This is a genomic window from Pseudomonas sp. KK4 (genome assembly GCF_001984065.1).
Lineage (GTDB): Bacteria > Pseudomonadota > Gammaproteobacteria > Pseudomonadales > Pseudomonadaceae > Aquipseudomonas.
This window is the reverse complement of the sequence record NZ_LYVP01000146.1, coordinates 1-10,699: the sequence shown is the minus strand read 5'-3', so window position 1 is coordinate 10,699 and position 10,699 is coordinate 1. Positions and strand designations below refer to the sequence as shown.

Below are 10,699 nucleotides of genomic sequence, written 5' to 3'. Positions count from 1 at the left end.
TCTTTGGCATGGGCAGCGCTGATGAGGGAAAGATCGGCCGGCAGCAGGGGAGCGGCGGCCAGCATCATGGCGCAGGACAGCACAGCAGCGAGACTTTTGTTATTTAAAAGCATGATTGCTTCCGTAGGGTTGATTTCGCACGATCTGAGACGCGCGAAACCCTGATCGGTTCAAGCACGGGCGACGGACGGAGGGCCTAGTCGAAGACCCCGTTGAGCACTTCGTATATAAGCCCGGTCGCCAGGGTGACGAGGATCAGGTCCGTGCCCGCCTGTTGCCATTCGTATCCGTCGTAATGGGGCAATCTGCCGACCAGCCGACCATCGAGCTTCTTGGCGATCCCTGGCGGCAGCGGTTTGCCTCGTGCGAGGTTTTTCTGGATACCGGGCGGTAAAGCCGGACCTGGCGTCCAGTAGTCGCGATAACCGCCGACAATCCCCAGTACGTTTGTGCGATCGATACTCGGACCGTGGTCCCAACTACCGCCACCTGACTGTTTGCCTTTATTGCCATGACCGCCCTGGTTGCCATGGTCTTGGGCATTCTGTGAATTTGCCTTGGCGTTGCCCTGGCCCTTCCCGTTACCTGGATCTGCCAATGCGGATGCTGAACCGCAAACCAACGCAAGGCTTGTAACCGCTGCTATCAACGAACGGGGTCTGAACATGAATGGCTCCTTCAAGGCAGGGATGTTCCTTCACAATTTGACGCTGATAATGAGGTTAGTTGCTCGGCGGCCGATTGCGCCGCCAGCTTGCATTTGATCTTCGATACAGGCGGAACTGAAGGGACTGGCAGCGACGTTGACACCGGATCTTACGCGCATAAAAAAACCGATGCCTGAGCAGGCATCGGTTTTTTTCAACCCTGACAAATACGACGTTCCTCAACCGGAGAAATCAGAAGTTCGCCGGCGTATTCGCGCTGATGATCTCCGCCTCATCCTGCCCGATATTGCGAAACCGATGCGGCAAGGTCGTGGGGAAATAATAGCCATCACCCGCCCCGAGGATGCTGACCTGCCCATCCACCGTAAGCTCGACTGTACCCCGCGTCACCAGCCCACACTCCTCGCCTTCGGCGTGCACGATCGGTTCTTCGCCGGAGCTGGCGCCCGGGGCGTATTGCTCGCGCAGCAGGCGCATCTGGCGGCTTGGGACGGAGGCGCCGATCAGCAGCAGGCGCAGGCCGTGGCGGCCCAGGTCGGGTTGTTCGTTGGCGCGGAAGACGTATTGGTGTTCGCGGGGCGGCTGGTCGAAGGTGAAGAAGTCCGCCAGGGACATGGGGATGCCTTCGAGCAGCTTTTTCAGCGAGCTGACCGAGGGGCTGACGCGGTTCTGCTCGATCAGCGAGATGGTGGCATTGGTGACGCCGCTACGCCGGGCCAGCTCTCGCTGGGACAGTTTATAGCTTTCGCGTACTAATTTGAGTCGTGAGCCCGTATCCATGACAGCCTTATGTGCCAACCCGTAGGAGTGCGTTTGCTCGCGATTTGGATCTGACCTTCAACATTGATGTCGGCCGAACCAACGCTATCGCGAGCAAGCTCGCTCCTACAATGATTATGGAAGGGTGGAGAGCAGGCGCGGATCACGCCGTTTTCCGATCCCGCAAACGTGAAAGGCGGCTATTAAATCACGTTTGTGGATGTTGCTGTAGAAGCAAAACTTGCTCGCGATGGGGCGTTTCAGGCGACGTGATACCGGCTGATCCGTCGCCATCGCGGGCAAGCCTCGCGCCTGCGAATTGACTGCGGTGAGCCGAAAAATAAAAGACCGGCGGTACCTTTTGAAGGTTACCGCCGGCGAGGTAACGCTTAAATCCCGAACCGGTCACGCAAGGCGTAGTACGCCGCGCCCATGGCGGTGAGCGGGGCCTGGAAGGTGCGGCCGCCGAACATCGGCATGTGTGGCAGGGAGGCGAAGGCGTCGAAGCGCTCGGCGTCGCCGCGGATCATTTCCGAGATCAATTTGCCGGCCAGGTGCGAGCAGGTGACGCCGTGACCGCTATAGCCCTGCATGAAGTAGGCGTTTTTCTCGATACGGCCGAATTGCGGCATACGCGACATGGTCAGCAGGAAGTTGCCGGTCCAGCGGTAGTCGATCTTCACGTCCTTCAATTGCGGGAAGGTCTTGAGGATTTTAGGGCGGATCAACTGCTCGATGTCGTCCGGCTCGCGGGCGCCGTAGACCACACCACCGCCGTACAGCAGACGGTTGTCGGCGGTCAGGCGGAAGTAGTCGAGCAGGTAGTTGCAGTCTTCAACGCAGTAGTTGTTCTTGATCAGGCTGCGCGCCACCTTCTCGGGCAACGGCTCGGTGACGACGATCTGCGAACCGCAGGGCATGCTCTTGGCGGTCACACGGTTGTCCAGCCCCTGCGGCAGGTAGGCGTTGCCGGCGATCAGCAGGTACTTGGCCCGCACCAGGCCCTTGGCGGTGCGCACGGTGATCGGTTCGCCGTAGCTGATTTCCACCGCCGCCGATTGCTCGTAGATCTTGCCGCCCAGGCCGATGATCGCCGAGGCCTCGCCCAGGGCCAGGTTCAGCGGGTGAATGTGCCCGCCCTGCATGTCCAGCAGGCCGCCGACGTAGTTGTCACACCCCACTTCGCGCTTGATGTCGGCTTCGCCGAGCAGGGTCAGGTTCTTGTTGCCGTAGCGTTCCCAGCTCTTCTTCTGTTCGGCCAGGCCCTTGAGCTGCTTCTTGTTCAGCGCCGCAAAGATGCCACCCGGGCGGTAGTCGCACTGGATGTCGTAGTGCTGTATGCGCTGGCGAATGATGTCGGCGCCTTCGAAGATCATGCTGCCGAGCACTTCGGCGGTCTTGTCGCCATAGCGCTCTTCGATGACATCGACGTCGCGGCTGTAGGAGTTGACCAGTTGACCGCCGTTGCGACCGCTGGCACCGAAGCCGACTTTGGCCGCCTCCAGTACGGTGACGCTGTAGCCCGCTTCGGCGAGGAACAGCGCCGAGGACAGGCCGGTGTAGCCGGCGCCGATGATGCAGACGTCGCAGTCCACCGCGCCTTCCAGCACGGGGAAATCGCCGGTGAAGTTTCGGGTGGCGGCGTAGTAGCTGTTTACATGTTTCATAGGTTTCTCCGAAGGTCGCCACAACGACGACCGTCGCTTTTTTTATAGGTATTAGAGCTTGATCCAGGTCGCTTTGAGCTCGGTGTACTTGTCGAACGCATGCAGCGATTTGTCGCGACCGTTGCCCGATTGCTTGAACCCGCCAAACGGCGCGGTCATGTCGCCGCCGTCGTACTGGTTGACCCACACGCTGCCGGCGCGCAGGCCACGGGCGAAGGTGTGGGCCTTGCTCAGGTTGCTGGTCCACACGCCGGCGGCCAGTCCGAAAATGCTGTCGTTGGCGATTTGCAGGGCTTCTTCAGCGGTGTCGAAGGTGATCAGCGACAGCACCGGGCCAAAGATTTCTTCCTGGGCGATGGTCATGGCGTTGGTCACGCCATCGAAAATCGCCGGTTCGACGTACAGGCCACCGGTGTCTTCAAGGGTGCGCTGGCCACCGGCGATCAGCTCGGCGCCCTGCTCCCGACCGATGTCGATGTAGCGCAGCACGTTGTCCAGTTGCCGCTGATCGACCAGGGCGCCCACGGTGGTGGCCGGATCGAGGGCATGCCCCGGTTTCCAGGCTTGCAGCGCGTCGACCAGCAGCGGGATGAATTGATCGCGGATCGAACGCTCCACCAGCAAGCGCGAGCCGGCGGTGCAGACTTCGCCCTGGTTGAAGGCGATACCGCTCGCAGCGGCCTGGGCAGCCACGCGCAGATCCGGCGCATCGGCGAAGATCACGTGCGGGCTCTTGCCGCCGGCTTCCAGCCAGACGCGTTTCATGTTGCTTTGCCCGGCGTAGATCATCAGTTGCTTGGCGATTGCGGTGGAACCGGTAAAGGCCAGTACATCGACGTCCATGTGCAGCGCCAACGCCTTGCCCACGGTGTGGCCGTAGCCCGGCAGCACGTTGAACACGCCCTTGGGGATGCCGGCGTCCAGTGCCAACTGCGCGATGCGAATCGCGGTCAGCGGCGACTTTTCCGACGGCTTGAGGATGAACGAGTTGCCTGCTGCCAGCGCCGGGGCGAATTTCCAGCTGGCCATGATCAGCGGGAAGTTCCAGGGCACGATGGCCGCGACCACGCCGGCCGGCTCACGGGTTACCAGGCCCAGCTGATCGTGGGGGGTGGCGGCGACTTCGTCGTAGATCTTGTCGATGGCTTCGGCGGTCCAGCGGATCGCGTTGGCGGTCGCCGGGATGTCGACGTTCATCGAGTCGCTGATGGGCTTGCCCATGTCCAGGGTTTCGAGCAGCGCCAGTTCTTCGCGGTTGGCCAGGATCAGGTCGGCGAAGCGGATGAGTACGCGCTTGCGCTCGGCCGGGGCCAGCCTGGCCCAGACGCCTGATTCGAAGCTGCGGCGTGCGACGGCGACCGCGGCGTTGGCGTCGGCTTCGTCGGTGCTGGCGACGTTGGCCAGGAAGCGACCGTCCACCGGGCTGACGCATTCAAAGGTGGCGCCGCTGGCGGCCGGGCAGTATTGACCGTCGATGAAGGCACGGCTTTCGATGTTGAGGGACTGGAAGCGTTGCTCCCAGTCGCTGCGAGTGATTGTCATGGTTGTGACTCGACGCAGGGGAATTGAGTGATCGTCGCAACGACGCCCACCCATTCGAAATTTGAAATGCGACCCCTGTGGGAGCGGGCTTGCTCGCGAAGGCGGCGTGTCAGTCGACATCATCGCTGGCTGACCCACCATATTCGCGAGCAAGCCCGCTCCCACATTTGAGCTGTGGCGTTCGCGGGGTCAAACGGTGTGCAAGTACCAGTTGTACTCAAGGTCGGAGATGGAGTTCTCGAACTCGGCCAGTTCGCTTTCCTTGCACGCCACGAACACGTCGATGTACATCGGGTCGATGTATTTGGCCATGACCTCGCTGTCGTCCAGCTCACGCAATGCATCGCGCAGGTTGTTCGGCAGGCTTTGTTCGTTTTGCTCGTAGCTGTTGCCTTCCACCGGGGCGCCCGGTTCGATCTGGTTGGTCAAGCCGTGGTGCACACCGGCCAGCACCGAGGCCATCAACAGGTACGGGTTGGCGTCGGCACCGGCCACGCGATGCTCGATGCGCACGGCGTCCGGCGAACCGGTCGGCACGCGGACCGCGACGGTGCGGTTGTCGATGCCCCAGCTCGGCGAGTTAGGCACGTAGAACTGCGCGCCGAAACGACGGTACGAGTTGACGTTCGGGCAGAGGAACGCCATCTGCGCCGGCAGGGTCTCGAGCACACCGCCGATCGCATGTCGCAGCGCGGCGTTCTGCTCGGGATCCTCGCTGGCAAAGATGTTGTTGCCTTCCTTGTCGAGAATCGAAATGTGCACGTGCAGACCGTTGCCCGCCTGGCCCGGGTACGGTTTGGCCATGAAGGTGGTGTCCATTTCGTGGTCGTAGGCGATGTTCTTCACCAGACGCTTGAGCAGGACCGCGTAGTCGCAAGCCTTTATAGGGTCGGCCACGTGATGCAGGTTGACTTCGAATTGCGCCGGGGCGCTTTCCTTGACGATGGCGTCGGCCGGGATGCCCTGCTCCTTGGCGCCTTCGAGGATGTCCTGCAGGCAGTCGACGTATTCGTCGAGGTCGTCGATCAGGTACACCTGGGTCGACATCGGACGCTTGCCGGACACCGGCGAACGCGGCGATTGCGGGCGACCGTTCACGTTGTCCTGGTCGATCAGGTAGAACTCCAGCTCGAACGCGGCGCAGATGGTCAGGCCCAGGTCGTCGAACTTGCGCACGACGTTGGCCAGTACTTCACGCGGGTCAGCGAAGAACGGCTGGCCTTCGAGCTCGTGCATGGTCATCAGCAGTTGCGCGGTCGGGCGCTTCTGCCACGGCTCGATGCTCAGGGTGCCGGGGATCGGGTAGCAGATCCGGTCGGCGTCGCCGATGTCCAGGCCCAGGCCGGTGCTTTCCACCGTAGAGCCATTGATGTCCAGCGCGAACAGCGACGCCGGCAGGTTGATGCCTTTCTCGTAAACCTTATGAAGACTGGTGCGTTCGATGCGCTTGCCGCGCACCACACCGTTCATATCCGCAATCAGAAGGTCGACGTACAAAACCTCAGGATATTTCTTAAGGAATGCGTTTGCTTCGTTGAGTTGAACGGTACGCAGAGGGACCGACATGATGCACCTATTTTTACTGTTAATTATTATGTTCACCGCCCTTTCACGCAGCCAGTCAATCCGAAAGGCAAAGTGAAGTCAATAGCGAACACTGCGCCTTTCAGCGTTTATTTTCGGGCCTCTCAGCGGCACGAGAGTGCCAGATCAGCCGCCGAACACCCGTAAATCCTCACGATCAGACGTGCGGCGTTTAGAATTTTTTACATGAGAGTTGTTAATTAAAATCAACAAGGCTAAGCTCCAGAAAAGCTCGTTCAAGTGTGAAACTTCGAGGTGATAAAAATGGCATTCAAGCCATTGATCGGCGTTACTGCATGCGTCAAACAGATTGGCCTGCACCCCTACCACGTCAGCGGCGACAAGTACTTGCGTGCTGTCAGCGTGGCGGCGCTGGGGCTGCCCGTCGTCATTCCTTCCCTGGCTGAACTGACCGAAATCGAGGATCTGCTGGCGCAGCTCGACGGTCTGTTGCTGACCGGCTCGCCGTCGAACGTGGAACCCTTCCACTATCAAGGCCCCGACAGCGCCCCCGGCACCGAACACGATCCCCAGCGCGATCGCACCACCCTGCCCCTGATCCGCGCGGCCATTGCTGCCGGCGTGCCGGTGCTCGGCATCTGCCGCGGCTTTCAGGAGATGAACGTGGCGTTCGGTGGCAGCCTGCACCAGAAGGTCCACGAACTCCCCGGTTTCCTTGACCACCGTGAAGCCAACCATCCGGAACTGGCGGTGCAATATGCACCGGCCCACGCGGTGAATGTGCAGCCCGGCGGCGTGTTCCAGGCGCTGGACCTGCCGCCGGTGTTCCAGGTCAACTCGATTCACAGCCAGGGCATCGATCGACTCGCCCCGGGCCTGCGCGCCGAAGCGCTCGCACCCGATGGCTTGATCGAGGCGGTCTCGGTGGAAGACAGCCAGGCCTTCGCCCTCGGCGTGCAATGGCACCCGGAATGGCAAGTGCTGGACAACCCGCCGTACCTGCGCATTTTCCAGGCGTTCGGCGATGCGTGCCGGCAACGGGCGGCGCTGCGTAATTTGCGCTGATCCCGACCCGCTAAACACCCCTTTACTGCCCCCGCAATTCAGACGGGCGTGCCTTTGCGCGCCCGCCGCTTGCGACAGCGACACACTGCAATAACAACAAGCACTACCAGGCAGCCAGGATGGCGGCGCCGAATTAACCCGAGGGGATGGGTCAGGAAACGCGATCCATGTGGGAGCGGGCTTGCTCGCGAAGGCGGAGTGTCAGTCGACATCACCGGTGCCTGACACACCGCCTTCGCGAGCAAGCCCGCTCCCACAGGGGATCACCGTTGAATTGACCGACGACATCCCGCTCGGGTTTGCAATCAACTATTAAGCCAGGCCGCGTTGGCCCGGCGACTGAAACCTGTTGGGAGTTTCACATGGCAAACGCCTCCAGCATCTACAGGAAGGCTCTTGAAGGGCACCAGGCACCGAAAAAGGTGTTGGTGAAAGTCGATCGCGTCACCAAGAAGTTCGACGAAACCACCGCCGTGGACGATGTGTCCCTGGAGATTCATCAGGGTGAAATCTTCGCCCTGCTCGGTGGTTCCGGTTCCGGCAAATCGACCCTGCTGCGCATGCTCGCCGGCTTCGAGCGCCCGACCGAAGGGCGGATTCTGCTCGACGGCGTGGACATCACCGACATGCCGCCCTACGAGCGGCCGATCAACATGATGTTCCAGTCCTATGCCCTGTTCCCGCACATGACCGTGGCGCAGAACATCGCCTTCGGCCTCAAGCAGGACCGTTTGCCCGCTGCCGAAATCGACGCCCGGGTGCAAGAGATGCTGCGCCTGGTGCACATGACCCAGTACGCCAAGCGCAAACCCCATCAGTTGTCCGGCGGCCAGCGTCAGCGCGTGGCCCTGGCCCGCTCCCTGGCCAAACGACCGAAGCTGCTGTTGCTCGACGAGCCCATGGGCGCGCTGGATAAAAAGCTGCGCTCGCAGATGCAGCTGGAACTGGTGGAAATCATCGAGCGCGTGGGTGTGACCTGCGTGATGGTGACCCACGACCAGGAAGAGGCCATGACCATGGCCCAGCGCATCGCCATCATGCACCTGGGCTGGATCGCACAGATCGGCAGCCCGGTCGACATTTATGAAGCACCGGTCAGCCGCATGGTCTGCGAGTTCATCGGCAACGTGAACGCTTTCGAAGGCACGGTGGTCGAGGACCTGGAAGGTCACGCGATCATTCATAGCCCGGACCTGGAACAGAAGATCTATGTCGGTCACGGCGTCAGCACCTCGGTGCAGGACAAGTCGATCACCTACGCGATCCGTCCGGAAAAACTGCTGGTCAGCACCAGCAGACCCGATGCCCGCTACAACTGGTCCAGCGGCAAGGTGCATGACATTGCGTACCTGGGCGGTCACTCGGTGTTCTACGTCGAACTGCCCGGCGGCAAAGTGGTGCAGTCGTTCATGGCCAACGCCGAACGCCGGGGCGCACGTCCGACCTGGGACGATCAGGTCTACGTGTGGTGGGAAGACGACAGCGGCGTGGTACTGCGCGCATGAGAACCTTCAATCAGCAATTGCTGCGCCTAGTGCCCAGTGGGCGAAAACTGGTGATCGGCATTCCGTTCGTGTGGCTGTGCCTGTTCTTCATGCTGCCGTTCTTCCTGGTGATGAAGATCAGCTTCTCGGAAGCGGCCCTGGCCATTCCGCCCTACTCGGAGATCTACACCTTCGCCGAGCAGAAATTCAACCTGCTGCTCAACATCGGCAACTACACCCTGCTGGGCGAAGATGAGCTGTACATCTCGGCCTACCTGGGTTCGTTGAAGGTCGCACTGTTCAGCACCCTGATGTGCCTGGTGATCGGGTTTCCGATGGCCTACGCCATCACCAAGGCGAGCAAGGAAGCGCAAAACGTCTTGATGCTGCTGATCATGATGCCGACCTGGACCGCGATCCTGATCCGCGTGTATGCCTGGATGGGCATCCTCAGCAACAACGGTCTGCTCAATGGCTTCCTGATGTGGACCGGGCTGATCGATCACCCGATCGAGATCCTCAACACCAACACGGCGGTCTATATCGGGGTGGTTTATGCGTACCTGCCGTTCATGATCCTGCCGCTGTACGCCAACCTGGTCAAACACGATCAGAGCCTGCTGGAAGCCGCGTCGGATCTGGGTTCGAGCACCTTCAACAGCTTCTGGAAAATCACCGTGCCCTTGGCCAAGAACGGCATCATCGCCGGCTGCATGCTGGTGTTCATTCCAGTGGTGGGTGAGTTCGTGATCCCGGAACTGCTGGGCGGCCCGGAGACCCTGATGATCGGCCGCGTGCTGTGGCAGGAGTTCTTCAACAACCGCGACTGGCCGGTGGCGTCCGCCCTGGCGGTGGTGATGCTGTTGATCCTGATTGTGCCGATCCTGTTGTTCAACCGTAGCCAGGCCAAAGAGATGGAGAGTCGGGGATGAAGCGCTTCGGATTTTCAAAGTTCATGCTGATTTTCGGCCTGTCGTTCATCTACCTGCCGATGCTGATTCTGGTGATCTACTCGTTCAACGCCTCCAAGCTGGTGACGGTGTGGGGTGGCTGGTCGTTCAAGTGGTACGCCGGTCTGCTGGACAACACGCAACTGATGGGCTCGGTGGTGCGCTCGCTGGAGATCGCCTGCTACACGGCATTGGCGGCTGTTGCACTGGGCACCCTGGCGGCGTTCGTGCTGACGCGCGTCACGCGCTTCAAGGGTCGCACGCTGTTTGGCGGCCTGGTGACTGCGCCGCTGGTGATGCCGGAAGTGATCACCGGGCTGTCGCTGTTGCTGCTGTTCGTGGCCATGGCGCAGTTGATCGGTTGGCCGATGGAGCGTGGCATCGTCACGATCTGGATCGCCCACACCACCTTTTGTGCCGCCTACGTGGCGGTGGTAGTCTCCGCGCGCCTTCGGGAACTGGACCTGTCCATCGAAGAAGCGGCCATGGATCTGGGGGCCAAACCCTTCAAGGTGTTTTTCCTGATCACCATTCCGATGATCGCCCCTTCGTTGGCAGCGGGCGGGATGATGTCGTTCGCCTTGTCGCTGGATGACCTGGTGCTGGCCAGCTTCGTGTCGGGTCCGGGTTCCACGACCCTGCCGATGGAAGTGTTCTCGGCGGTGCGTCTGGGCGTGAAGCCTGAGATCAACGCCGTGGCGAGTCTGATCTTGCTGGCAGTGTCGATCGTGACCTTCATGGTCTGGTACTTCAGCCGTCGTGCTGAAGCGAGCCGCAAGCGGGCGATTCAGGAAGCGATGGACCAGACGGCGAGCGAGTCGTGGCAGCAGCCGAAGAAGCAGATGGTGGGAGCGGCGGCCTGAGGTCGTTGCTCAATCGACTGCGGCAACGGGGCTGTTGTGAAGGGGCTGTTGTGAAGGGGCTCTTGTGAAGGGACTGTTGTGAAAGGACTGTTGTGAAAGAACTCTTGTGAAAGGACTCTTGTGGCGAGGGAGCTTGCTCCCGTCGGGCTGCGAAGC

9 protein-coding genes are annotated in these 10,699 nt (G+C 61.0%); 4 read left to right on the top strand and 5 right to left on the bottom strand.

Annotated features, from left to right (window positions below; translation table 11 throughout):
* Positions 1-196: 196 nt before the first annotated feature.
* The 5 genes from B0W55_RS26540 to B0W55_RS26520 all read right to left on the bottom strand — a co-directional run bounded on the left by B0W55_RS26540 (position 197) and on the right by B0W55_RS26520 (position 6,202).
* Complete coding sequence (locus B0W55_RS26540; protein ID WP_077048884.1) at positions 197-667, bottom strand: anti-virulence regulator CigR family protein; 471 nt, start codon at positions 665-667, stop codon at positions 197-199.
* Between the two features lie 232 nt (positions 668-899).
* Complete coding sequence (locus B0W55_RS26535; protein ID WP_077048883.1) at positions 900-1,448, bottom strand: cupin domain-containing protein; 549 nt, start codon at positions 1,446-1,448, stop codon at positions 900-902.
* Positions 1,449-1,816: 368 nt separating this feature from the next.
* Positions 1,817-3,094: an FAD-binding oxidoreductase gene (locus B0W55_RS26530; protein ID WP_077048882.1), complete on the bottom strand. Its 1,278-nt coding sequence runs from the start codon at positions 3,092-3,094 to the stop codon at positions 1,817-1,819.
* Positions 3,095-3,145: 51 nt separating this feature from the next.
* Positions 3,146-4,636, bottom strand: coding sequence for an aldehyde dehydrogenase (locus B0W55_RS26525; protein ID WP_077048881.1), 1,491 nt, complete (start codon positions 4,634-4,636; stop codon positions 3,146-3,148).
* Between the two features lie 189 nt (positions 4,637-4,825).
* On the bottom strand, positions 4,826-6,202 hold the full coding sequence (locus tag B0W55_RS26520; RefSeq protein ID WP_077048880.1) for a glutamine synthetase family protein: 1,377 nt from the start codon (positions 6,200-6,202) through the stop codon (positions 4,826-4,828).
* A gap of 282 nt (positions 6,203-6,484) precedes the next feature.
* On the opposite strand from B0W55_RS26520, the gene B0W55_RS26510 reads away from it, so the two are divergent.
* The 4 genes from B0W55_RS26510 (at position 6,485) to B0W55_RS26495 (ending at position 10,543) form a co-directional block, all read left to right on the top strand.
* Positions 6,485-7,246 (top strand): gamma-glutamyl-gamma-aminobutyrate hydrolase family protein, encoded by a 762-nt coding sequence (locus tag B0W55_RS26510; RefSeq protein WP_077048878.1) that lies wholly within the window; start codon positions 6,485-6,487, stop codon positions 7,244-7,246.
* Positions 7,247-7,608: 362 nt separating this feature from the next.
* Entirely contained in the window at positions 7,609-8,751 is a 1,143-nt protein-coding gene (gene potA / locus B0W55_RS26505) for a polyamine ABC transporter ATP-binding protein (protein WP_077048877.1), read from the top strand.
* 29 nt (positions 8,752-8,780) lie between these two features.
* Positions 8,781-9,662: an ABC transporter permease subunit gene (locus B0W55_RS26500; RefSeq protein WP_175645571.1), complete on the top strand. Its 882-nt coding sequence runs from the start codon at positions 8,781-8,783 to the stop codon at positions 9,660-9,662.
* Positions 9,659-10,543 carry an ABC transporter permease subunit gene (locus B0W55_RS26495; RefSeq protein WP_077048875.1) on the top strand — a complete coding sequence of 295 codons (885 nt, stop codon included), beginning with the start codon at positions 9,659-9,661 and terminating at the stop codon, positions 10,541-10,543. The genes B0W55_RS26500 and B0W55_RS26495 overlap by 4 nt, the downstream gene beginning before the upstream one ends.
* Positions 10,544-10,699 lie beyond the last annotated feature (156 nt).